Source organism: Bradyrhizobium sp. PUT101, from assembly GCF_052043945.1.
Taxonomy (GTDB): Bacteria; Pseudomonadota; Alphaproteobacteria; order Rhizobiales; family Xanthobacteraceae; genus Bradyrhizobium.
The window spans coordinates 6,141,820-6,165,077 of the sequence record NZ_CP197207.1 but is presented as its reverse complement, the minus strand read 5'-3'; the positions used below and the strand labels follow the sequence as shown (position 1 = coordinate 6,165,077).

General features: G+C 65.2%; 23 protein-coding genes. 14 read left to right on the top strand and 9 right to left on the bottom strand.

Annotation, left to right across the window (positions count from 1 at the left end; all coding sequences use genetic code 11):
* Positions 1-83: 83 nt before the first annotated feature.
* Complete coding sequence (locus ACSHT2_RS29590) at positions 84-1,421, bottom strand: PQQ-dependent sugar dehydrogenase (RefSeq protein ID WP_440638313.1); 1,338 nt, start codon at positions 1,419-1,421, stop codon at positions 84-86.
* Between the two features lie 226 nt (positions 1,422-1,647).
* Here ACSHT2_RS29590 and ACSHT2_RS29585 point away from each other — a divergent pair, with 226 nt between their 5' ends.
* The 3 genes from ACSHT2_RS29585 to ACSHT2_RS29575 all read left to right on the top strand — a co-directional run bounded on the left by ACSHT2_RS29585 (position 1,648) and on the right by ACSHT2_RS29575 (position 4,207).
* Positions 1,648-2,850, top strand: coding sequence for a urate hydroxylase PuuD (locus ACSHT2_RS29585; RefSeq protein ID WP_440638312.1), 1,203 nt, complete (start codon positions 1,648-1,650; stop codon positions 2,848-2,850).
* A gap of 145 nt (positions 2,851-2,995) precedes the next feature.
* The gene (locus ACSHT2_RS29580; protein ID WP_440638311.1) at positions 2,996-3,853 is read left to right on the top strand and encodes a VOC family protein; all 858 of its coding nucleotides are present in this window, start codon (positions 2,996-2,998) and stop codon (positions 3,851-3,853) included.
* 78 nt (positions 3,854-3,931) lie between these two features.
* Positions 3,932-4,207, top strand: a complete 276-nt coding sequence (locus ACSHT2_RS29575) for a hypothetical protein (protein WP_440638310.1) — start codon at positions 3,932-3,934, stop codon at positions 4,205-4,207.
* Here ACSHT2_RS29575 and ACSHT2_RS29570 read toward each other — a convergent pair.
* The gene (locus ACSHT2_RS29570; protein ID WP_440642957.1) at positions 4,204-5,235 is read right to left on the bottom strand and encodes a L,D-transpeptidase family protein; all 1,032 of its coding nucleotides are present in this window, start codon (positions 5,233-5,235) and stop codon (positions 4,204-4,206) included. The genes ACSHT2_RS29575 and ACSHT2_RS29570 overlap by 4 nt on opposite strands.
* Before the next feature lie 181 nt (positions 5,236-5,416).
* On the opposite strand from ACSHT2_RS29570, the gene ACSHT2_RS29565 reads away from it, so the two are divergent.
* Together ACSHT2_RS29565 and ACSHT2_RS29560 are read left to right on the top strand one after the other, a co-directional pair.
* On the top strand, positions 5,417-6,379 hold the full coding sequence (locus ACSHT2_RS29565; RefSeq protein WP_440638309.1) for a lytic transglycosylase domain-containing protein: 963 nt from the start codon (positions 5,417-5,419) through the stop codon (positions 6,377-6,379).
* A 268-nt stretch (positions 6,380-6,647) separates the two neighbouring features.
* Positions 6,648-7,109 (top strand): NUDIX domain-containing protein, encoded by a 462-nt coding sequence (locus ACSHT2_RS29560; protein WP_440638308.1) that lies wholly within the window; start codon positions 6,648-6,650, stop codon positions 7,107-7,109.
* Positions 7,110-7,186: 77 nt separating this feature from the next.
* Here the strand turns inward: ACSHT2_RS29560 and ACSHT2_RS29555 are convergent, their stop codons facing one another.
* Complete coding sequence (locus tag ACSHT2_RS29555) at positions 7,187-8,170, bottom strand: Bug family tripartite tricarboxylate transporter substrate binding protein (protein ID WP_440638306.1); 984 nt, start codon at positions 8,168-8,170, stop codon at positions 7,187-7,189.
* A gap of 427 nt (positions 8,171-8,597) precedes the next feature.
* Here ACSHT2_RS29555 and ACSHT2_RS29550 point away from each other — a divergent pair, with 427 nt between their 5' ends.
* Both ACSHT2_RS29550 and ACSHT2_RS29545 read left to right on the top strand, forming a co-directional pair.
* Positions 8,598-9,248, top strand: a complete 651-nt coding sequence (locus tag ACSHT2_RS29550) for a hypothetical protein (protein WP_440638305.1) — start codon at positions 8,598-8,600, stop codon at positions 9,246-9,248.
* Complete coding sequence (locus ACSHT2_RS29545; protein WP_440638304.1) at positions 9,245-9,520, top strand: HGGxSTG domain-containing protein; 276 nt, start codon at positions 9,245-9,247, stop codon at positions 9,518-9,520. The genes ACSHT2_RS29550 and ACSHT2_RS29545 overlap by 4 nt, the downstream gene beginning before the upstream one ends.
* Positions 9,521-9,580: 60 nt before the next feature.
* On the opposite strand, the gene ACSHT2_RS29540 is transcribed toward ACSHT2_RS29545, so the two are convergent.
* Complete coding sequence (locus ACSHT2_RS29540; protein ID WP_440638303.1) at positions 9,581-9,763, bottom strand: hypothetical protein; 183 nt, start codon at positions 9,761-9,763, stop codon at positions 9,581-9,583.
* 727 nt (positions 9,764-10,490) lie between these two features.
* On the opposite strand from ACSHT2_RS29540, the gene ACSHT2_RS29535 reads away from it, so the two are divergent.
* The 4 genes from ACSHT2_RS29535 to ACSHT2_RS29520 all read left to right on the top strand — a co-directional run bounded on the left by ACSHT2_RS29535 (position 10,491) and on the right by ACSHT2_RS29520 (position 15,473).
* Positions 10,491-11,735 (top strand): MFS transporter, encoded by a 1,245-nt coding sequence (locus ACSHT2_RS29535; RefSeq protein ID WP_440638302.1) that lies wholly within the window; start codon positions 10,491-10,493, stop codon positions 11,733-11,735.
* A gap of 33 nt (positions 11,736-11,768) precedes the next feature.
* Positions 11,769-12,962: a M20/M25/M40 family metallo-hydrolase gene (locus ACSHT2_RS29530; RefSeq protein ID WP_440638301.1), complete on the top strand. Its 1,194-nt coding sequence runs from the start codon at positions 11,769-11,771 to the stop codon at positions 12,960-12,962.
* Positions 12,963-13,036: 74 nt separating this feature from the next.
* Positions 13,037-14,125 (top strand): mandelate racemase/muconate lactonizing enzyme family protein, encoded by a 1,089-nt coding sequence (locus ACSHT2_RS29525; protein ID WP_440638300.1) that lies wholly within the window; start codon positions 13,037-13,039, stop codon positions 14,123-14,125.
* Positions 14,126-14,324: 199 nt separating this feature from the next.
* Positions 14,325-15,473: an amidohydrolase gene (locus ACSHT2_RS29520; protein ID WP_440638299.1), complete on the top strand. Its 1,149-nt coding sequence runs from the start codon at positions 14,325-14,327 to the stop codon at positions 15,471-15,473.
* 5 nt (positions 15,474-15,478) lie between these two features.
* Here the strand turns inward: ACSHT2_RS29520 and ACSHT2_RS29515 are convergent, their stop codons facing one another.
* Positions 15,479-15,724 (bottom strand): hypothetical protein, encoded by a 246-nt coding sequence (locus ACSHT2_RS29515; protein ID WP_440638298.1) that lies wholly within the window; start codon positions 15,722-15,724, stop codon positions 15,479-15,481.
* A 62-nt stretch (positions 15,725-15,786) separates the two neighbouring features.
* Between ACSHT2_RS29515 and ACSHT2_RS29510 the strand changes: the two genes are divergently transcribed.
* Complete coding sequence (locus tag ACSHT2_RS29510) at positions 15,787-16,509, top strand: DUF72 domain-containing protein (protein ID WP_440638297.1); 723 nt, start codon at positions 15,787-15,789, stop codon at positions 16,507-16,509.
* Between the two features lie 107 nt (positions 16,510-16,616).
* Here ACSHT2_RS29510 and ACSHT2_RS29505 read toward each other — a convergent pair whose 3' ends face one another.
* From ACSHT2_RS29505 to ACSHT2_RS29490, 4 genes are all read right to left on the bottom strand, one after another.
* Positions 16,617-17,969: a ferredoxin reductase family protein gene (locus ACSHT2_RS29505; protein ID WP_440638296.1), complete on the bottom strand. Its 1,353-nt coding sequence runs from the start codon at positions 17,967-17,969 to the stop codon at positions 16,617-16,619.
* A gap of 207 nt (positions 17,970-18,176) precedes the next feature.
* Positions 18,177-20,495 carry a heavy metal translocating P-type ATPase gene (locus ACSHT2_RS29500; protein WP_440638294.1) on the bottom strand — a complete coding sequence of 773 codons (2,319 nt, stop codon included), beginning with the start codon at positions 20,493-20,495 and terminating at the stop codon, positions 18,177-18,179.
* A 146-nt stretch (positions 20,496-20,641) separates the two neighbouring features.
* A complete protein-coding gene (locus ACSHT2_RS29495) occupies positions 20,642-20,902 on the bottom strand; it encodes a hypothetical protein (protein WP_440638293.1) in 261 nt (86 codons plus the stop codon).
* Positions 20,903-21,263: 361 nt separating this feature from the next.
* Positions 21,264-21,515: a hypothetical protein gene (locus ACSHT2_RS29490; RefSeq protein WP_440638292.1), complete on the bottom strand. Its 252-nt coding sequence runs from the start codon at positions 21,513-21,515 to the stop codon at positions 21,264-21,266.
* Between the two features lie 259 nt (positions 21,516-21,774).
* Here ACSHT2_RS29490 and ACSHT2_RS29485 point away from each other — a divergent pair, with 259 nt between their 5' ends.
* Both ACSHT2_RS29485 and ACSHT2_RS29480 read left to right on the top strand, forming a co-directional pair.
* Positions 21,775-22,455, top strand: a complete 681-nt coding sequence (locus ACSHT2_RS29485; protein WP_440638291.1) for a helix-turn-helix domain-containing protein — start codon at positions 21,775-21,777, stop codon at positions 22,453-22,455.
* Between the two features lie 364 nt (positions 22,456-22,819).
* Entirely contained in the window at positions 22,820-23,113 is a 294-nt protein-coding gene (locus ACSHT2_RS29480) for a hypothetical protein (protein WP_440638290.1), read from the top strand.
* Positions 23,114-23,258: the final 145 nt, after the last annotated feature.

Here is a 23,258-nt window from a genome sequence, read left to right as displayed (position 1 = left end):
GGAGCCCAGTCCCGACGCCGAAGCATCATTCACACCATATGCGATAGCCCTGCCGCACGCGGAGAGAGGCGAAGCATGCTCGCTCACCGCGAATGCGTCACCCGCCAGATCGTGCCGTTGCCATCCTCCGAGATCAGCAGCGAACCATCCTTCGCCACGGCGACGCCCACCGGACGCCCCCACACCTCCGAGTCGCTCACCACGAACCCCGTGACGAAATCCTCGTACTCTCCGGTCGGCTTGCCGTCTTTCATCCGGATGCGGATCACCTTGTAGCCGGTGCGCTTCGAGCGGTTCCAGGAGCCGTGCTCGGCGGCGAAGGCGTCGCCCTGGTATTCGGACGGAAACTGCGTGCCCTGATAGAAGGTCATGCCGAGCGAGGCCGAGTGCGGCTGGATCAGCACGTCCGGCACCGTCACCTTGCCCTTCAGGTCCGGGCGCGCGCCGGCGTGGCGCGGGTCCTCGTTGCCGCCGATGTAGAACCACGGCCAGCCGTAGAACGCGCCCTCCTTCACGCTGGTCACGTAATCGGGGACGAGATCGTCGCCGAGGCCGTCACGCTCGTTGGTCGAGCACCAGAGCAGACCGGTCTGCGGCTGGATTGCGAGGCCGACGCAGTTGCGGAGGCCGGTGGCGTAGATCTTCCGCTCCTTGCCGTCAGGATTGAAGGCCAGCACGGTGGCGCGCTCGGTCTCGCTCGCCCAGGCCGCACCGAGCGGCTGCGTTCTCGACCACGCCTCCAATCCACCCGGCGGCGTGCCCATGCCCTCGGCGACATTGCTGAGCGAGCCGACCGAGACCAGCATGCGCTTGTTGTCGGGCGTGAAGACGATATCGCGGGTGGAGTGGCCGCCGTCATGCGGCAGGCTCGCCACGATCGTCTCCGCCTTGCCGCGCGCCTTGAGATCGCCGGCCTGATAGGGAAAGCGGACGACGCCGTCGGTGTTGGCGATATAGACCCATTGCGGATTGTCGCCATTCGGAAAGAACGCGATGCCGAACGGCTGCCGCAGTCCACTGGCGAACACCTCGTTGGTCGCGACCTTGCCGCCCTCTCCGGCGCGCAACACACGGACATTGCCGGCCCGTGTCTCCGCGACGAAGACGTCGCCATTCGGCGCGACGCGTATGATGCGGGGTGCGCGCAGGCCTTCGGCGAACAGCTCGACCTTGAAGCCTGCGGGCACCTGAAGCGCGGCCTCCGGCGGACGCGGCACCACGCGCGACGAGCTCGCAACCGACCGCGTAGCGCCGGGCCTGACCAGATCCTGCTGCCGGATCAGCCTGACGGTGCCCGGCTTGTCGGCCCGCCAGTCGCCATAGGCGCCCTTGCCCTGCAACACCGGCTCGGCCTGCGCGCCGGCCGCAACTGCAACCAGCAGCCCCGCGGATATCGCCGCGGACGAAATCCTGTTCTTCACGTCGCCTTCCTCTCCACCTGTACGTACCGGGCGTCAACGCCGTTCGTCCGCAAACGTTCTGCGGCAGGTCAAGCACCCGTCGCATTCGACGTCAGCTCATGCCCGCACGATGCGCATCAGGTGCACCCATCGTACTGGAAAACACCGCGGATAGATGCGACACATTGTAAGGGTACGGTGCGGTCATCAAAGCTGCGACATCGCTGTCGCGACTGATGGGAAGATCATGTGGGGATCCGTCATATCGGAATGGGCGAGCCTGCTGCTGCGCTGGCTGCACGTGGTGGCGGCGATCGCCTGGATCGGAAGTTCCTTCTATTTCATCGCCCTCGACCTCAGCCTCAAGCCCAGGAGCAACCTGACGGGCGACCTGCCTGACGGCGTGCAGGGCGAGGCCTGGCAGGTTCATGGCGGCGGCTTCTACCGGATCATGAAGTATCTGGTGGCCCCAAGCCAGATGCCGGACGAGCTGACCTGGTTCAAATGGGAAGCTTACACCACCTGGCTGTCCGGCTTCGCGCTGATGGTGGTGGTGTATTATCTCGAGGCCGATCTGTTCCTGGTCGACAGGTCGATCCTCGACCTCACGCCCTTCCAGGCCGGCCTGTTCAGCTTCTGCAGCCTCGCGCTGGCATGGCTGCTCTATGAAGCCGCCTGCCGCACCGGGCTTGCGCAGCGCGAGCTGCCCTTTGCCATCGGCGGCTACCTGTTCCTGGTCGCGCTGACCTACGCCTTCACCCACGTGCTGAGCGGCCGCGGCGCCTTCAACCAGATCGGCGCGATCATCGGCACCATCATGGTGGCCAACGTCTTCGCGCTGATCATCCCGAACCAGAAGAGGATCGTCGCCAGCCTGATCGCGGGCCAGGCCCCCGATCCAAAGCTCGGCAAGGCAAGCAAGGAGCGTTCGGTCCACAACAACTATCTGACGCTCCCCGTCGTCGTGCTGATGATCAGCAACCACTATCCCCTGCTCTACGCCACGCGCTTCAACTGGATTATCGTCGCGATCATCCTGGCACTGGGGCCGGTGATCCGCCACTTCTTCAACGAACGACACGCGGGGCGCAAATCGCCGTGGTGGGTGTGGGGCGTGGCGGCAATCGGCGTGGTCGCGATCCTATTCCTCTCCGCCGCCGGCCCACGCGAGGTCAAGACAAGCGCGCTGCCGGCACAGCCGACGCTCGCCAATGTCGAGGAGATCGTGATGTCCCGCTGCAGCATGTGCCACGCGGCCGAGCCGGTCTGGGCCGGCATCGCGACCGCCCCGAAGGGCATCCTGCTCGACGCGCCCGGGCACATCCATCGCAACATCCGCCTGATCGGCCGTGTCGCGGCCTGGTCGAATGCCATGCCGCCGGGCAACATCACCGAAATGACCAGCGAGGAGCGCGCCGTCCTCGCCGCCTATCTCGCGCAGGCGCGCTGACCCGCCTCGCACGAGGGTGCGTCGCGCGGAATGAAATTCCGCATCTGCCGCTGAATTGAAAATGACTTGACCACCTAACCGGCGTAGACATGACCGGCAGCCGCTGGCGCGGCCCAAAATCAGCTTGCAATCGGGGAAAAGAACAGTGGCCCTCAAGAACGTCATCGGTATCGACCACGCCGTGGTCATGGTTCAGGACCTCGACAAGGCCGCCGAGAACTACAGACGGCTCGGCTTCACCGTGTCGCCGCGCGGCACCCACAGCGCGCATATGGGCACCGGCAACTACACCATCATGTTCGACCCCGACTATATGGAGCTGCTCGGCGTGCTCGCTGCGACCGAGCAGAACGCGCCGGCGCGCGCGTTCCTCGACAAGCAGGGTGAGGGCATCGAGCGCATCGCTTTCACTGCCATCGATTCCGCCGCGGGCGCGGAGGAGATCCGCGCACGGGGCCTGACGCCGATCGGCCCGACCGATTTCGAACGGCCGGTGACGCTGCCTGACGGCACGGTCTCGGCGGCGAAATTCCGTACCTTCATGTGGCCGACCGCGGAAGCGCCCGGCGGCGTGCGCATCTTCGCGTGCCAGCACAGGACGCGGGAGACCGTGTGGATTCCCGAACTGATGCAGCACGCCAATGCGGCCAGGCGGATCAAGCAGGCGCTGATCGCAACGCCCGAGCCGGCGCAGGAAGCCGCGCATCTCGGCCGGCTCATCGACCGCGCGCCGAAAACCGAGGCGGACGGCGCGGTCACAGTGCCTTCCGGCGGGGATCGCGCAGACTTCGTCTATCTGACGCTGGACCAGCTCGGCAAACGCTATCCCGGCGTGCCGCTGACCGGTCTCTCCGAGCGCGGCGGGGCCGCGCTGGTGCTGGTCAGCAGCAATCTGGCGGCGACGGAGAAGGCGCTGGGTTCAGCCGCTGTCCGCAGCGGCGATGCGATCTGCGTGCCGCCGGCCAAGGCCAACGGCACCCTGCTCGCCTTTGTTGCCGGCTGATTTGAACTAATTCTTTAACGGGTGTTTACCCCGGCCGCTCTAGGATTCCCCGCAATCCAAGTCGCCGGAACCATACGCATGTTCAAAGAGGGATCGCCGATCGCCTATGACGCGCCGGCCGAATTGAAGAAGTGGCCGTCGCTGAAGGGCGAGAGGCAGAACGATCGGGGTCCGCCCTATCTCGTCTACAACGGCACGCTCGCCGAATGCGTCCGCGAGCTCATGGGCAAGCCGATCAAAGGCATCTCACTCTACGATATCATGACGAGGCCACAACCGGCCTTCGACCAGACCGTGCTGTCGCCCGGCGATGCCGCCGAGATCGCGATGCGCAAGGATTTCCCCAAGGACTAGTTCGAGGCACGCTTCGCCGCGTTCCCGCCCTGCTGCTCCGAGGAGGTATCCGTCGGCGCATCGAGGAAGACGACGGGCGTGCCACGCTTGACGTTTTCGCCGATCACACGAGCGTCCCAATTGGTCAGCCTGACGCAGCCGTGAGACGCCGACTTGCCGACCTTGTCGGGCTCTGCCGTTCCGTGGATGCCATAACCCTGCGCCGACAGGCCGATCCAGTACGCTCCGACGGGATTGTTCGGACCCGGCTTGATGTCGAACGGCCGTTTGGATCTGACGCTCTTGAACTTGTAGTCGGGATTGTAGCGATAGGTCGGATTCTCGTGTGTGCCGGTGACCTTCAGCGTCCCCGTCGGCGTCGGGCGATCCGGACTGCCGACTGACGCCGGATAGAACGCCAGCAGAGCGCCGCTTGCGTCGAACGCCTTCAACGTCCCGTTCTTCTTGTCGACATCGAGCCGGGCCATGCGCGGCAGCTCTCGCCGTGCCGGAACGTTTGCAACGACGATCGTCTCTCCCACCTTGTCGAAGGCCTTGCCCGGGTTGATCGCCCTGAGCAGATCCGCGCTCATGTGGAATTTCTCGGCAAGCCCTTCGAGAGGGCTGGTGTAGCTCAGCGCCTTCAGCGACGTCATGTCGTCGAGCTTGCTCGGCAACTCCTTCAGGAACGGCCCTCTCACGTCAGCGTCGGCGATCTCGTAGTCGGCGACGATGGGTCCCTCGCTCGCCGCCGTCAGCTTGTCCCAGAGCTCCGGCGCTATTGCCCTGTCGGATGCGATGCCGTTCTGCGCCGCGAATGCCTTGAGTGCCTTCTGCGCGTTCTCGCCGAGCTTGCCGTCAATCTCGCCGGGCGAGAATTGCGCACGATCGAGCAGGACCTGGAGCTTCACCACCGCCGGATTGAGCTTGTCGGTGGCCGGCTGCTTCGCGGGACGGACAGCGTCATTGACGGCACCCGGATCGAGATTGCCCGCAAGCGCCGGGCCGATGAACCACAGCGAAACCACCGCGCCCAGCATCGATCGCATCGTCATCGCGCATCCCACTCGCAAGCGGCCTGCAAGGCCGCGGAGGGTTTCACTTCGGGAACACCGTAGTAACCGAAGGAACCGACGAGATCGCAGCTTTGCCGTAATCGGACGGTTAAAAACTCCTTGTCGCCGGCGCATCGCTGGCCGTTCATCCCACAGTTCGAGGTTGTCTCCGCAAATGCGATTTGTCGTCGCGGCTTGCGCCGCATTCCTGATTCTGATGTGCGACCTCGATCCGTCGGCATCCCGGCAAGCTTCACCGTTCCACACCACCATTGTTCAGAACAATCATGCCTCGCCACTTGTTCCGGTGGTCGAACTCTTCGTCGCCAGCGTGCAGGCCATCGAGTTCGCGAACGCGCACGCGGCCTATGAGCAGGTGATCGAGGCACCGCGCGCAACCGAGCCGGCGGTACAAGCTCCGGTTTCACCAACCGACCAATTCTGTCACGCGCTTCGTGAAGCCGCCGAGTCCAGTGGCATTCCGGTGCCGTTCTTCGCGCGCCTGATCTGGCAGGAGAGCCGCTTCAAGTCCAACGAGGTCAGCCATGCCGGCGCGCAGGGCGTCGCGCAGTTCATGCCGGGGACGGCCGCCGAGGTCGGGCTCGACGATCCCTTCGATCCGATGAAGGCCCTGCCTGCGTCGGCGAAGTTCCTGCGCAAGCTTCACGACGATTTCGGCAATCTCGGCCTTGCGGCGGCGGCGTACAATGCCGGCCCCGGCCGCGTCCAGAAATGGCTTGCCAGAGAGAGCGAGCTGCCGCGCGAGACGCGCGACTATGTCCGGATCATCACCGGCACCAAAGCCGAAGACTGGATCGAACGGTCGGAGGCGCTGGCGATCCGCATCGACCTGCCGCACGAAGCACCGTGCGAAGGCATCGGCAGCCTCTCCAAGGCCAAGGACGTCGCCTGGGTTCCGGTCAACCTGACGCCTTCGGTCGCGAGCATGATTCACAAGGCCGAGCTGGTCGCCACGCGGGTGGCGACGAGCCGCTCACGCAAGCGGCTCGCAACCCTGCTGCGGAAGAATCCCACGACCCACGGCAAGGCCCGCAGCCGGATCGCGACACGCGCCGCCGGGGAGAAGGCGAAGACGCGGGCCGTTCGCGTGGCCGCTCGGGAACGCTCTTCGATTTGATCCGAAGATGGAGAAGCCGCTCGATGGAGCGGCAGAACCGCAGCCGCGATATTGCGGAACGATTTCCACGACGACGGACGGCAGCGGACCGGGACGGCGGTGTCTGCTCAGACTTCGCGGGCGTGCCGGGCGATTGCGCAAAGACGGTGGTTGCCAACAGGCGGATCGTGGTTCACTCCCTTTCGTCAAATGAACGTTGCCTAGGCGAAAGCGCTCCGCTCCACTATTTCCCGAGCGAAGGCCGCGCCACTTTCCTGCGGAACCTGAGATGCCATCGAAGAGTGCCGGAATCATCGCCTATCGGAAGCGCGGAGAGATCGAGGTTCTCCTCGTTCATCCCGGGGGCCCGTTCTGGCGCAACAAGGATCTAGGTGCGTGGTCGATTCCGAAGGGCGAGTATGCGGACGCAGAAGATGCGGAAGCCGCCGCACGACGGGAGTTTTCCGAGGAGCTTGGCCTCGAGGTGACGGCGCCGCTGACGGCGCTGGGTCAGGTCAAGCAACGCGGCGGGAAGGTCGTCACCGCGTTCGCCGCCGAACTCGACATCGACACGGCCAGCATTCGCAGCAACACGTTCGAGATGGAATGGCCGCCTCGCAGCGGCAAGCGGCAGACGTTCCCGGAGGTCGACCGCGCCGCATGGTTCACGCTCGAAGCGGCGCAGGGGAGGATCAACGCAGGACAACGTCCGCTGCTTGACCAGCTGGCGCAGCTGGCCAGCAGCGGATAGGCTGTCGCGATCCGCCGCTCACACTTGCCGGAGAGGATAGAGAGCCCGCGGCGCGATGCCCCAATTCGAGCGGAGCCCTACTCCGCCTTGATGTTCGCGGCCACGACGACCTCGGCGAGATCCTTTGTCTCCTTCGCGATCTTCGCGGCGTAGTCGGCCGGGCTGAGCACGCTCACGACGCCCTGCGAGCCGAGCTTCTCCGCGACCGCCGGATCCTTGGCAGCAGAGACGATCTCCCGGTGCAGCGTCTCCAGGATCGGAGCGGGCGTCGCCTTCGGCATGAAGAAGCCGACCCAGAACGAGATGTCGAAGCCGGGATAGCCGGCTTCCGCGACGGTCGGCACATCAGGCAGCGCGGGCAAGCGTTCGGCCGACGACACCGCGAGCGCGCGCAGCTTGCCGGCCTTCACGAGCGGCACGGCGGAGAGCGGATCGAACACCGCCAGCACCTCCTGCGCGAGGATGCCGACCTCGGCGGCCGAACCGCCGCGATAGGGCACGTGGATCATCTTGATGCCGGCCTTCTGGCCGAGCAGCTCCATGGCGAGATGGGCGAGGTTGCCGTTGCCACCCGAGCCGTAGGCGAGCGCACCGGGCGCGGCCTTGGCCGCGGCGACGAGATCGGCGACGGTCTTGATATTGGCCGTCTTGGGATTCTCGGGATTGACGACGAGCACGAGCGGCGCCGAGACGACCGTGGTCAGCGGCGCAAAGTCTCCTTGCGGGTCATAGCGGGCGTCCTTGAACAGCGTCTTGTTCAGCGTGATCGTGGACGAGTTGCAGGCGAGCATGGTGTAGCCGTCAGCGTCAGCACGCGCGACGCCTTCGGCGGCGATCATGCCGTTGGCGCCGGCGCGGTTCTCGACCACGAAGGGGTGCCCGAGCTTGTTGCCGAGGCGATCGCCGATGATGCGCGCGACCACATCGACCGGGCCGCCCGCACTGAAGCCGACCATGACCTTGACCGGACGCACCGGGTATTTCTGCGCCAGGGCCTGCGTCGACAGCGCAGAAGCGCACAATCCGGCGATGACTGCCAGCAGGCGGACCGTTCGTTGCATTCGTTCTCTCCCAGGCCTCACAGCGCCGCTTGTGCATGTTTGTTCGTGCGACGCATTCGAAGATCATGAATAGCGGCCACGCCGGATTTCGCAATCGCGTTCGGGCGCCGGCATTCCGCCGCACGGCACGTACGACCCCTTCCAAACAAAAAATGCGAAAACAACCCCATGCACAGTAGCCGGCACTTGCGAGAACAAGGACTTAGGCAGCGGGAAGAATTTTTTCGGATTTACGAAATCCATTTTGACTCGTCGGGCAAAACAGTGGCATGATGGCATCATCGCAACGATCGTGAGCGTCACGGCCTGCTCGACCAGAGCCGCCCCGACGCGGTTGCGCGTAAACCCCTCATGGACATCCCGAAATTCGCATTCGCACGCAGCGGCGAGCGGTCGCTCGCGCCTGCGCTGTCAAAGGACACAGCACATGACGACAGCACCAAGCCGCCACGTCGCCTCGCCACTCGCGGCAAACGCTCGCAGCGGTCCCGCCGTGAACCCGCGCATAAGACTCTACAAGCGGCGCATCGCGATCAGCCATCCCGACCCGCAGGCCGGCGAGCGGCTGCTGGCCGAGGCGCTGGGCGCCGCCGACCGCGACGCGTTGCACGGCATGCTGAGGCAGCTCGTCAAGGCGAGCGCGATCGGGCAGAAGCCCGATGAGGCCAACCTCGCCTTCATGATCTCGACGATCAGGAGCATCGCGCCGAAGGATTCCATCGAGGCCATGCTGGTCTCCCAGATGGTCTCCGTTCACGTGGCGGCGATGCGCTGCGCCTGCCGCCTCGCCTGCACGGACGATCTTGCGCAGCAGGAGAGCGTCGCCCGCGCATTGACTCGGCTCTCCCGCACCTTCGCCGCCCAGATGGAGGCCCTCAACCGCCACCGCGGCAACGGCGAGCGTCCGATCACGGTGCAGAATTTGTCGGTGCAGGATGGCGGTAGCGCAATCATGGGCAACGTCACGCAGCATGCGCATCTGATCGTAGGCGAGCCCGGTACCGCGACGGAGGCGGGACAGATCCCGTCCCAAGCCGGCGAGCGCGAACAGACCCTCGCCAACCGAGGCTTCCCGTGAGCGGAAATCACATCCGCAACACCGGCGCGATGATGGCAAGCCCACGCTGCGGGGCCACGACGCGCAACGGCACCGCCTGCCGCGCGCCGGCGGTGCAGGGCAAGCCCCGCTGCCGCATGCACGGCGGCGCGTGGAGATCAGGCGCGCCGATAGGTAATCAGAATGCGCGGAAGCATGGCGCGTTCGCCCAGGATGGGATTGCGGAACGGCGGGCCATACGCGAGTTGCTGGGCGAGACGCGGAAGCTGTTGGCCGAGATCAAGTCAGGCTGACGGCGGAGAAGCAACGCGGCGACTTGATCGAGATGAATCATCCGATCGCCCGCGGCAGAGCTAGCGTGTCGAGCTCTCAGGATCGAGGGCGGTAATCTGCAGCCCAGCCTCGTTCAGCGCATCAGCGATCTGCTTCGCCAGCAGCTTCGCTTCTTCAATTCCGATCTGAGCGTCGGGATGTTCCTTGAAGAAGGCGCAAACCGTCGTTGCGATGATGGTGTTGACCTGGTGCGCATCAACCATTTGCGGCTCGCGAATCGCAGACTGCTTCACCGGATCGGCGATGCGTCAGCGTGCAGAACGGAGACGGTCATCGCAAGCCAAAGAACGAAAGAACGGCCGCGATCACAACGACTAGTCCTACGAGGTAAATCAGGCCGTTCATTGCAATTCTCCTTCCCAAGAGGACGAGTTGAATCTATTCGGGGCTCGCGGGCGCGTTCTTGGCATTACACTGCTGAATGGCCAGCCTTTCGAGCTCCACTTCCTTTTCTATGGCGGCCAGAGAGGTACCGATCTTGTCAACGATCCTGGCCAAATCGGTAGCGGAGATGCGAAGCCGTCTTCGGACGGACTTTACCTGCTCCGCATTCGCAAGATCGAGCGTCGTGCGAATGGGCCGTGGCGGTCTCGAGCACAGCATGAGCTGACCTCCTGACCGGGGCAAGCGCGATGACGTCCTTTTTGTTCCTATCGTCCGCCGGCCGGAAGGCCTCACCTCCCTGTCGTCGCGGCTCAAATGGCGGCGCAACCAGACACCGGCCGAGCCGATCCCGGAGAGAAGCAGGAATGCTCCTTGTCCGCTCTCGGCGAGCCGCGTCACGAGCTGATTGCCGGCTGCCCGAATCTGGTCTTTCGCGCGGCGATCCAGAGAGGCCACAATTCGGAATGAGGGGGTCCCGCTCCCACCATTGGCGCCCGCCTCGCCATCATGTAACCCCACCCCAAACCTCCTCGGGACGGGACGCTCATGACCACAGCCGCCAACGACGCGGGCACCGCCACCCGCGCGCTGATCTTCGCGCTCGTGGCGCTCGCCTGCGGGCACATGCTCTCGACCTTGCTGCGCACGATTCCGGCGGTCAGCCTCGATCTGATGGCCGCGGATTTCCACATGGAGCCGCAGGCGCTGGCGAGCCTCACGTCGATCTATCCTTTCGCCTTTGCGGCCGCACAGATCCCGGTCGGGGCGGCGATGGACCGGTTTGGCGTGCGGCCGGTGTCGCTCAGCCTGCTCGCGGGGACCGTGCTCGGCGCGGTGGCGTCGGGGTTCGCGACGGGGCCGGAAAGCTTTGCCGTCGGGCAGCTGCTGCTGGGCGTTGCCACCTCGGGCATGCTGATGTGCCCGATGACGCTGGCGGCCAAGCAATTGTCGGCGGCCCGCTTCGGGCTGTGGTCGGGCGCGATCCTCTCGATCGGCAATATCGGCATGCTGCTGTCGTCGAGCCCGCTCGCTTTCGTGGTGGACGCCTACGGCTGGCGCGCCGGATTCTGGATGTCCGCGATTGGAGGAATCGCGGTGGCGCTCGCGGTCTTCGCGCTGGTCCCACACCAGCCGGCCGAGCACAAGGACGAGTCCTCGCCGCTGGCGCAGATGATCGAAGTGCTCAGGCTCGGCCTCTCGCGCCCGCTGCGCGGGCTGATCGCGCTGGCGCTGGTGTCGCTGGCGACCTCGCTGGTGCTGCGCGGTCTGTGGGGCGGGCCGTGGCTGATGGACGTCAAGGGACTTTCGCGGGTCGAGGCCGGCAACCAGCTCGGCGCGTTCACGCTGGCGATGATCGCAGGTCCCCTGTGCATCGGCATGATCGACCGCAGGCTCGGCCGCCGCCGTGCGCTAGTGGCGGGCTCGCATATGGCCGGAGCGGTGCTGCTGGCGCTGATGGCTCTTGGCGCGCCGCATTACGCGGTCTCGGTGCTGTTCGGCCTGCCCGTGATGCCGCCACAATACGACCTCGTGCTGTTCGTGCTGATCGGGCTTGCGACCTCCGCCCAGCCGCTGCTGTTCGGCATGTCCAGGCAGCTCGTCGATGCGCAAACCGCGGGCAAGGCGCTCGCGGCCGTCAACCTCGCCTTCTTCCTCGGCGCGGCGCTCATGCAGTCGGTGACCGGCGCGGTGGCGGCGCTCGCGGGCTTGCCGGCCGTGCTGCTGTTCATGGCTGCCATGCTGGCCTTGGGCGTGCTGATCTTCTTGGCTTACACCTCGCCGAACTCATAGGATGACGCGCCCCGCTCGCCAAAGGAATCACTCATGCCCGTCGACACCAAGGCCGCCACCGACCGCCTCATGCGCTTCCTCGCCGTCGAGGGCGTGACCGGACAGGAGGCGGCGATCGGGCGCGAACTTGCCGCCGCGCTGAAGGAGGCCGGCGTGCCGGCGAAGGCGATCCGGCTCGACGATGCCAATACCCGCATTCCCGTGCCGACCGAGACCGGCAACCTCATCGTCGACCTGCCCGGCCGCGGCGCGCTGCACAACCAGCCGCGCATCATGTTCATGACCCACATGGACACCGTGCCGCTCTGCGCCGGCGCGAAGCCGAAGAAATCGGGGCGCAAGATCGTCAACGAGGCCAGGACCGCGCTCGGCGGCGACAACCGCTGCGGCTGCGGCGTGCTGGTGACGCTGGCCGCCGAGCTTGCCAGGCAGAAGCTCGATCACCCGCCGATCACGCTGCTGTTCTGCGTGCGCGAGGAAAGCGGGCTCTATGGCGCGCGCCACGTCAGGCTGGACGAGCTCGGCTCGCCGGTGATGGCCTTCAACTATGACGGCGGCGCCGCCTCCAACGTCGTCATCGGCGCGGTCGGCGCCGATCGCTGGAGCGTCGAGATCTTCGGCCGCGCCTCGCATGCCGGCGTCGCGCCGGAGCGCGGCATCTCCTCGACCATGATCATGGCGCTCGCGCTTGCGGACGTGAAGGCCGGCGGCTGGTTCGGCAAGGTGGTGAAGGGCAAGCGGCAGGGCACCAGCAATGTCGGCCCGGTTACCGGCGGCGAGGGCCGCCCGGCGGGCGATGCCACCAATGTCGTCACCGATTACGTGCATGTGCGCGGCGAAAGCCGCAGCCATGACGGCAAGTTCTTCAAGGAGATCACCAGGGCCTACAAGGCCGCGTTCGAGAAGGCGGCCAAGAAGGTCACCAACGCGCAAGGCAAGTCCGGCAAGGTCAAGTTCAAGGCGGAGACGGACTATTATCCGTTCCGCATGAAGGACAGCCAGCCCGTGATCAAGCGCGCTGTCGAGGCCGTGTCCGCGGTCGGCGGCACGCCGAACGTCCGCACCGCCAATGGCGGCCTCGATGCCAACTGGATGGTCCGCCACGGCATTCCGACCGTGACCTTCGGCGCGGGGCAGAACGAGGCGCACACGATCGACGAATGGATCAACCTCGACGAATACGACCGCGCCTGCGCGCTGGCGCTGCAACTCGCGACGATGCGGTGAGCTGCCTTGCGCGGTGGGCGCTTGCCGGGCCGCGCCCATCGTCCTAGCCTGCAAGAAAAAAGCAGGAAGGAACCATGGCGCGCATCGCAACGACCGAATCCGCCCTCTACCGGATCCCCCTCCCCGTCACGCTGTCCGACTCCACGCATGGCGAGATCGCGGCGTTCGAGCTGATCACCTGTCGCATTCGCGATGCCGACGGTGCCGAGGGCGTCGGCTACACCTACACCGTCGGGCGCAATGGCGGGGCAACTGCGGATATCCTCACGCGCGAGATTGCGCCGCTGGTCGAAGGGCGCGAGGCCGACGACACCGAATCGATCTGGCACCACGTCTGGTGGGCGCTGCATTATGGCGGCCGCGGCGGCCCGGTGGTGCTGGCGCTCTCCGCGCTCGACATCGCGCTGTGGGATCTGAAGGCGCGGCGCGCGAAGCTGCCGCTGTTCCGCCTGCTCGGCGGCTTCGATGCGGGCGTGCCGTGCTACGCCGGCGGCATCGACCTCGATCTCTCCGTCGATGCGCTGCTCGCGCAGACCGACGGCAATCTTGCCAAGGGATTTCGCGCCATCAAGATGAAGGTGGGCCGGCCCGACCTGAAATCCGACGTCGCGCGCGTCTCCGCGATGCGGCAGCATCTCGGCGACGGTTTTCCGCTGATGGCGGACGCCAACATGAAATGGACGGTCGAGGAAGCGATCCGGGCCGCCCGCGCGTTCGTTCCCTATGACCTCACCTGGCTCGAGGAGCCGATCATTCCCGACGACGTCGCCGGGCACGCCCGCATCATGCAGGCCGGCGGCGTGCCGATCGCGGCGGGCGAGAATCTGCGCTCGCTGTGGGAATTCAAGAACTACATCGCATCAGGCGCGGTGTCCTATCCCGAGCCCGACGTCACCAATTGCGGCGGCGTCAGCGCCTTCATGAAGATCGCGCGGCTCGCGGAAGCGTTCAACCTGCCCGTCACCAGCCACGGCGCGCACGACATCACCGTGCACCTGCTCGCGGCCTGTCCGAACCGCTCCTATCTGGAGGCGCATGGCTTCGGGCTCGACAAGTACATCGAGCATCCGCTGGTGCTGAAGGACGGCCTTGCGCTGGCGCCTGATAGGCCCGGCCACGGCATCGGTTTTGACTGGAAGGGACTGGCGAAGCTGGCGGCGTAGGACTGTAACGACGTCCGTCATGCCCGGGCTTGTTCCCGGGCATCCACGTTCTGCGTACTGTGAAGCAAGACGTGGATGGCCGGGTCAAGCCCGGCCATGACGATGTGGCTGCACGCGAGGCATTCCATGGCGCCTGATGCGGGGCACGAATAATCCGCTATGGTGGCCGCAAGCCGACACTTTGCGAAAGACGCCCATTTTGACACCCGAACTGCACGAGAGACTGACACGGTGGCGCCAGCACCTTCATGCGCACCCCGAACTGTCGCTTCAGGAGAAGGAGACCGCCGCCTTCGTGCGGGAACGGCTCACTGAACTCGGCATTCCGTTCGAGGCCGGCATCGGCGGGCACGGCATCGTCGCGACATTGACGCGCGGCCACGCACGGAGCCGGGTCGGGCTGCGCGCCGACATGGATGCGCTGCCGATCACCGAGGACACCGGCCTCGCCTACGCCTCTGAAACATCGGGCGTGATGCATGCCTGCGGACATGACGGCCACACCGCCGCGCTGCTGGGCGCGGCCGCGCTGCTCGCCGCCGACAGCAGCTGGAGCGGCACGGTCGATTTCATCTTCCAGCCGGCCGAGGAGGGCTTTGGCGGCTCGCGCGCGATGGTCGCGGCCGGGCTGTTCGATCGTTTCCCGATGGAGCGGATTTTCGGCTTCCACAACTGGCCGGGCCTTGCCGCCGGCACCATCGCGGTCCACGACGGCGTCGTCATGGCCTCCGGCGGGCGCATCACCATCACCATCGAGGGCCATGCCGGACATGCCGGCATGCCGCATCTGACGCGCGATCCGGTGGTGGCGGCGGGGCACCTGATCGTGGCGCTGCAATCGGTCACCTCGCGCAGCGTCGATCCGCTCGACACCGCCGTGCTGTCGCTGTGCACGATCGAAGGCGGCACCGCGCCGAACCAGATCGCCGGGCGCGTCACCATCCGCGGCACGCTGCGCTACCATCGCGAGGCGGTCAAAGACACCCTCCTCGACGGCATCGAGCGCAGCTGCGCCGGGATCGCGACCAGCTTCGGCGTCAAGGTCACGCCCGAGATCGTCATGGGTGTCGGCGTCGTGATCAACACGCCGGCCGAAGCGGACCTGGCCCGCATCGCCGCGGAGAAGGTGCAGGCGCCCGTGCGGCGTGACCTCGCGCCGAGCATGGCCGGCGAGGATTTTGCCCATTATCTGCAGCAGCGGCCGGGCGCCTTCGTCTGGATCGGCAATGGGCCCTTGCGCGACGGCGCGGAGCTGCACGGCCCGCGCTACGATTTCAACGACGCGATTCTGCCGGTGGCGTCCGGCTGGATGGCCGAGGTCGCCAAGGCGGCGCTGGCGTCCAACTAGAATATTCAGGAGATCTCGCGCGGCAACCTCCAGCCCGGCTTCGGCTCGAACGTCTCCTCGATGCGCTCGACGTGATAGCCTGCCGGCAGACTCCGGCCGCCCTCCTCGTCCGCGGCCGGAACGTCGGTGACGAGGCCCTCGATCAAGGCGGCTTCCCACACCTCCTTCTCAGTTGGAAAGGGATTGCCGATCTGCTTGTTGCCTTCGAACAGCGCGTACATCGGTTCCGGTCCTGCGTTGATCAAGCTCACGAGCAACGTATCGGCCGCACGGACGTTCCCTCCGGGAAATGGCAACGGATGGAACGTGAGACATGGCGCGCGTTCTGATCGGAACCTCCGGCTGGCACTACGCCTCCTGGCGAGGCCCGTTCTTTCCCGAGGGCGTGACGCTGAAGGAGCAGCTTCGCTACTATGCCGGGCAGTTCGACACCACGGAGCTGAACGGGGTGTTCTACCGCACGCCGACGCCGGAGGCGGTGAAAGGCTGGCGGGAGCAGACCGGCCGCGACTTCGTGTTCGCCTGGAAGGCGTCCAAATTCATCACGCACTGGAAGCGCCTGTCGGACCGCTCCGTCAACAGCCTCGAGCTGCTGGAGGACCGCATCTCGAGGCTCGGGGGCAAGGCCGGCCCGATCCTGTTCCAGCTGCCGCCGCAATTCGAGGCGAACGCGGACCGGCTCGCCTCCTTCTTCAAGCTGTTGTCGCGGAAACGGCGTTACAGCTTCGAGTTTCGCCATCCGAGCTGGTATCAGCCGCGCATCCTGCGGATGCTGGCGGATGAGAATATTTCGCTGTGCCTGTCCGACCATCACGATGCGCCGGCGCCGTGGAAGCGCACGGCGGATTTCGTCTATGTGCGCGGACACGGACCGGGCGGGCGCTATCACGGGCACTATACCAAGGCCACGCTGAAGCAATGGGCCAAGCGCATCAAGTCGTGGAAGCGGCAGGGCTGCGACGTCTACGTCTATTTCGACAACGACCAGAAGAGCGCAGCGCCGGCCGATGCAAAGGCGTTGAAGCAGTTGCTGTGACGCCAAGCGGAATGGCGATCAAGCCTGATCTCATCCCACGCTGGACAATGCCGCATCGCCGCAGTCCGGAGCCGGTTTCCGGAAGTGGGAAGCTCGTGCGACTTTGGTTATCGCATCGCGAACAGCTCCTGATGAAACCGCTGCTCGACAGGGAAGCCGTGCGCGCCGAAGTCTCGCCTGAGCGCTTCACCGAAGGCGGGCGGACCACAGAACCAGATGCTCGCCTCGCGCCATTCCGGTACGGCTTCGCGAATGCGTTCGCCGGTCAATCGTCCATCACGTGCGTCGACAAGAACGTGGAGCCGGACATCGGCTGACCGCGCATCTGCTGCGAGTTTTCCGAGAGCCTCCTCGTCGACATCAGTCGTGGTGTGAAACAGGTCGATCGGCTGCGCCACAGTGCAATTCGGAGCATCCTTCGGAATGGTCATCTGTTTCATGCGAGCGACGAAGGGCGTGATGCCGATGCCGCCGCCGATCCAGATCTGATGCGAGCAATCATCGTCGAAAGTAAAGCAGCCATAGGGCCCTTCTACCCTCACATCCTGTCCGACACGGAGCGTCTCCCGCAGCCGGCTGGTGTGGTCCCCGAGCTCCTTGGTGATGAAGGTGATCCTGGGATACTCGGCGTGCCAGCAGGAGGCGATCGTGTAGGGATGCGCGCCTTCCGACATATCCGACGTGGCGAAAGCGAACTGGCCCGGCTTATGCCCCGGCCAGCCATGGGGCACCTCGATTTCGGTCTCGATTGCCCTGACGCCGGGATAATATCTGAGCGCGGTGATCCTCCCTTCGACCCGGCGCCCGGCGCCAATGCGCCGCAAGAGCGCAAGAGCCGCCGCCCATGTCCCGCAGGCAAGCAGGGCCCCCATGATCCACCCGAGCGGCGACATCCAGTAACTGAACTTCATCAGCGTGACCGCGTGAAAGACCAGCACCAGGTAAGCAACGGCGAGGAGCCGATGGGTCTTGTAGAACAGCCGGTACGGGAACACTTGAATGAGCGCCAGAGCGATCAGCACCACAGTGCCGTAGAAGGCCCACTCGCCGAGCCCCTCCGCCGGTCCACGCAGGCTTGCAAGGAAAGCCGCGATCGGATTTTCGATGGTCGGCCTTGCCCCACGCTCCGGACGCGCCAGCCATCCCAAGCCGACCGCCCATTTCGGGCCGCTGGCCCAGAGCCAATGGACAATTGCAGCCACAAGGGCCGTGATGCCGAGCCATTTGTGCAAGCGGTACATCTTGTCGAGGCCGCCCAGCCATGCCTCCGGCCAGCGCGGTCGCAGTGCGAGAATCATCGCCATGCTCATGCATCCGATTGCCAGGACGCCGCTTAGCTGCACCATCCTCTCGCGAAGCGGGAAAAAGGGGCCCGGCCCGAACGGCTGAGGCTCCACAACGAGCCACAGCAGGACCAAAACCGCCAGACTGCCCCAAAATGCCCGCTTGAGATTCTGCATGTGGCGCTCTCTCGTGATGATATGGGTGCCAGATTGCCCCTGATTGCGCAGCGCCGCATTGAGCTGACTCAAGGCTGCGCGCCGTCAGTTGCACCGCCAATCTACGAAGCTCTGGCGCTGCGTATCCAAACGCAGATCGACTGCCGGCTTGCGGCGAAAGACGTGCCCAGCTCCGCACATCGTCGCGCGAGCCGACGAGGCTGCCGCCTATGCGGCCACGGCCTCGTAAATGTCCTCCTCCTGGGCAGTGTGCATGCGTACCAACGTCTCGATCGCCTCGATCACTCGCTGAGCGTCTCGAACGAGATAGCGGTCGATCTTCTCCGACGGCAGATCCTCCGCGATCCGCGCGAGTAACCGCGCGAGATGCAGTATCTCCCGATGCGCACGGCTCATGGCAGAGAGCCCGTGGCGGTCGCGCAGCACTTCCGTAAGCTTCGGATAGATGCTGTCTTCATCCTCGCGCTCGTGAGCCACGACGCTGCTCTGGACCAGCCGGTTGGCTTCTCCGATCATGGCAGCGGCAGATTCGGGCATCACATCGTCCAGCGCATCGACGATCTGGCGCAAGCGGTCGAGATCCCTGAAGAGGGCCTGATGATCGTGATGCAATGTCCGCCCCTGCTCTGCGCTGATGCGCGGGCCGCTCCTGACGAGGGACGGAGTGAGGGCCCGCAGCGCGTTCAGAATGACGGCGACATCGATCACCTCCTGAACGATCGCAGCGGGCACGGGCTTGAGCCAGCCCACGGTGGCAGCGACCATTGCGACCAGGGACAATCCCATGCCGACAAGGATGCTTTGCAGGGCAATGCGCCGCGCCTGCTGCGCAATGATGATCGCTTCGCCAACCCGGTCGAGCCGGTCCGCGAGAATCACCACATCTGCCGCCTCGGACGAGGCGCTCGCACCGCGCGCGCCGAGCGCGACCCCGATGTCGGCCACGGCCAGCGCAGGCGCGTCGTTGATGCCGTCGCCAACCATGATGGTCGGATGCAGCCGCTGTTCGCTACGCACCGCCTCGACCTTGTCCGAAGGAACGCGGTCGGCCAGCACGGCATCGAGATCGAGCGCTGCTCCGATGGCCTGCGCCGCTGCGGCGCGATCACCCGTGACCATCACCATCCGCACTACGCCGGCATCGCGCAGCAGCCTGATCGCTCGTGGCGTGTCGGCCCGCAGTTCGTCGGCCAGCAGCGCCGCGCCAATGGGACGGCCGTCCACCGCGACAAAGACGATCAGCGCCGAGCGCCACGAGGCACGTCGAATCGCCCGCAGCTCCCATGGCGATGGCCCGGCATGTGAGAGAAGCATCTCTCGCGAGCCCACCGTGACCTGGCGTCCGTCGATCAGGCCGCTCAGGCCGGAGCCCATGGTCTCCTTGACATGTTCCGGCGGCTTCAGCTTGAGGCCCCGATCGACGGCCGCAGCGACCACGGCCTTCGCAAGCACATGATGCGAGGCTTGCTCGAGCGATGCGCCAAGCGTGAGGACTTCGTCCGGGTCCTCGCCCGGAGCGACTTCTACAGAAAGCAACCGCGCCCCGCCCACCGTCAGGGTACCGGTCTTGTCGAATAGCACGGTGTGCGCGCGGGCCAACGCCTCCAGCGCTCCACCGCCCTTGACCAGGATGCCGCGGCGGGCCGCTTGCGCGACCCCGGCGATGAAGGCGACGGGTGCGGCCAGAATCAAGGGGCAAGGCGTCGCCGCCACCAGCACGGCAAGGCTGCGGGTCAAGTCGCCGGAGATGTGCCATGCCACAAAGGCGATGACGAGTGTCACCGGCAGGAAGATCAGCGCATACCGGTCGGCCAGCCGCACGAAGGGGGCTTTCGCCGTCTGCGCCGCGGTCACCATGCGGACGATGCCGGCATAGGTGCTCTCACCGGCCGCCGCGGTCACGATCAACTGGAAAGCCTCACCCGCATTCAGTGAACCAGAAAGAACGGCGCTTCCACGCGTCTTCTCCACCGGGATCGGTTCCCCTGTAACCGCGGACTCGTCGATTGTGGCGGAGGCCGAACCAACGACACCGTCGACCGGCACGATCTCGCCGGCCTGCACCAGAAGCTCCTCGCCGACCGACACCGCCTCGATCGGAACATCCTCGATGCACTCGTTGGATTTGCGATGTGCCTGCCGCGGTGCGCGATCAACCAGCGACCGCAGGTCACGCTCTGCCCGTGCGATCGCGATCTCTTCCAGTACGTTGCCACCGGAATACATCAGCGCGACCACAGCCCCGGCGAGCGGCTGTTCGAGCACCAATGCCGCGCTCATCGACAGCAGCGCGATCGCGTCCACTCCGACGCGGCCCCGCAGAAGATCCCTGACGATGGAGACCGCCAGTCCCGCAATCACGGGCACCGTGCCGAGCGCCCATGCGAGGTCGGCCAGATCAGGCCGGCCCGCGGCTCGCGCGAGAATGCCTGCGGTCAGTCCCGCGATTGCAATCGCAACCAGCGTCCATCGCAAGACCCGATCAAACGACACGGCTTGGTTTCCACCGCTGGCCACACTGGACATACATGATCTCTTCCGAAACCAGCTTCGCCGGTCGCGCCGGGTCAACGCGATCGTGGCGCGATGGAGGCCGGAAGCGACGGCCGCGAGGCGACCGGAACGACGTAAAAGTTCATTTGGCGCGGCGGCCCGTCCTTCGATTTCGCTCTCTATTGTTGAGGAGCGGAGCTCTTGGTCCCGTGCATGAACACCATCATCTCTTCCCGGGTGAGCTTCCCATCCTTGTCGCTGTCCATGGCCTTGAATATTCGTTCGTGAGCGACCTGAAACTCCAATAAGGAGACGTTCCGGTCACCATCTGCGTCTATCAGCGCGAAGATGATGCGAAACCCGATCGGCGGCCCCATCCTGTCACCGCCCGTCGTGCCGTGCCCCTTCATTCCCGCCCCCATCATTCCGTGCCCCATCATTCCCATCATATCCCCACCCCGCATCGTGCGCTGCCGCTCTGCGGATTGGCTTGTGGGAGAGTTCGTCTGCGGTGACGCGGGCGCCTGGTCCTGTCCTGGATGATGGGCCTCATGGTCCGCCGGCGATTGAGCCAAAGCTGTGTGGCCCAAGACGGCAAACAGTAGCGTTGCAGCAATGGTTCGGCCTCGCATGGCGTTTCCTCCGGCTTTGGGTTGTAGCGGAACAGTGTCGAACCTCACCAGGTTCGCCTTGACCCAAGTCAACATGTGGCTTCTGGAAAGAAGTCCTATCCTGGCTCAATGGCCATCTTTGGCGTTGCGCAGGATGATACTGGCATCGCGAGGGACGGCGCGGACGTTCTCAGCTTTCGGTGGACGTGAGCGCTTGGCGCGGCATGCGCGACGGGGCTTCGTCGGATGATCGACGACGCCGCTGACCGCCCCCTTCTTCGCTCAGCATCTTGCCGCTGGCGATGTTGACAAAGTGCAACGAGCCGCAAGAGGGACATCGGACGGAGACGTGCGTGTCCGCGGCTCCCGACGTTGCGTCGGGAAGCCAGTGCTGCACGTTCATGCCGGTGCGGGGGCATTTGAAGATGACGTTGCGGTCCATGCTGCCCATATGCGCCCGCCGCTCCGGCATTGAAATTGCGGGCCAATACTTAGGCAACTGTCCTGAACGGATCCATGCGGGAGTGGCGAGGATATCGCGCAGCGCTCGCGCGCAAACTGCCGATCGAGAGCGGTCAGTCGAGCGCTTCCGGCCACGCCGACTTACGCAAACATACGTAGGGACATCGCCCTACGAATCCTCCCTCAATATCCGGGCATGATCGGCTGGCGTATTTGAGCTCCATCAAAAGGAGATTCCGATGCTGGCCACCGCCCTCAACGTCAATCAGCCGCTTAGCCATAAAACGACCCAGGCGTCCCGCGTGTCCGATCCATTCGCAGCCATGGCAGGACTGGTCGCGAGCGAGTTCTCCTACCACAAGGACGAAGAGATTTTTGGCGAAGACGAGCCGGCCGAATACGTCTACCAGGTCGTGTCGGGTTCCGTCAGGACGTACAAGCTGCTGTCGGACGGGCGGCGCCAGATCGGGTCATTCCATCTGCCCGGCAATGTCTTCGGCCTGGAATCCGGAGCCAGCCATCGCCTCGCGGCAGAAGCGATCGTCGATACGACAGTGCGTCTCGTGAAGCGCGCGGCGCTCGAAAAAGCCGCGACCACCGACGTTCAGGTCGCGCGTAAATTGTGGGACATGACGGCCGCCGAGCTCAATCACGCCGAGGATCACATGCTGCTGCTGGGCCGCAAGAACGCCATGGAGAAGGTCGCGGCGTTCCTTCTCGAAATGGATCGCCGGCTGGCGGGCGCGGGCATGCTGGCGCTCCCGATGTGCCGCCGGGATATCGGCGACTATCTCGGGCTGACGCTGGAGACGATTTCTCGCGCACTGTCCCAATTGCACAGCGGAGGCATTCTCGGCTTTTCCGGTGCCAGGCAGATCGTGCTGCGCAATCGTCAGCACCTCAGGGACATGAACGCCTGATCACGCCCCTTGAGCTGGATCAAGACATGTTGGTGACACTGATTGTAGCGTTGTATCGGCATCGGGAACGCTTTCTGAGGTACCGCTGCCAGAAGGAGCGAAATTCGGATTCCTAGGCATTCCGGGCGCCGCCTTCATACACAGGTGCAGAAGACCGCGAGCATGGAGCAGGCCGGAGAGCGGCTCCGCCGGAGAGTTCGATGGAACGAAAGTCGGCAACGCGGGTTTGTTGGACGAGCTCGGACCCTAGATGGAAAAACCAAGCGAACAATCGGCCTCGGCGCTCCCATGGAGCCCGGGGCCGATTTTCGTCGAAGCCATAGGATCCTCCGGGCAAGGGAGTACGCCAATCAGGAGAGCCGACATGCTTGCCGACATTCACACCGACGATCTCACCGCGGTCGTGCGCCACGCACTGGAGACGACCCGCGCGACGACTGTTTGCCCCTTCCACCGCGACGTGACCATCCGTATCGGAGATGACGCTGCCGAGAGTCACGCCTTCGAGCGCGTCAAGCGGATCGTCAGAAGTGACGGCACGAATTGGGAGAAAGAAGCTGTCAGGATGGAGCTTGGCCGTCAGCTCGGAGCAGCCGCGGACGGCCGCTGCCCCAAATGCGATCCGGCGGCCTCGGGATATCCAGCCCGGCGCGAGTGAACCGGATCAGGCTGATGGAACTGGTCCCTATCCTGAACAGTGCGCGCAGTCCTCTTCGGAGGCCAGGATTCCCGTGAAACTGACAAAGCCGACCGCCTCCATCATCCGCGGGGGATCGCGGACGGATAGCCCGTCGGCGGACGAG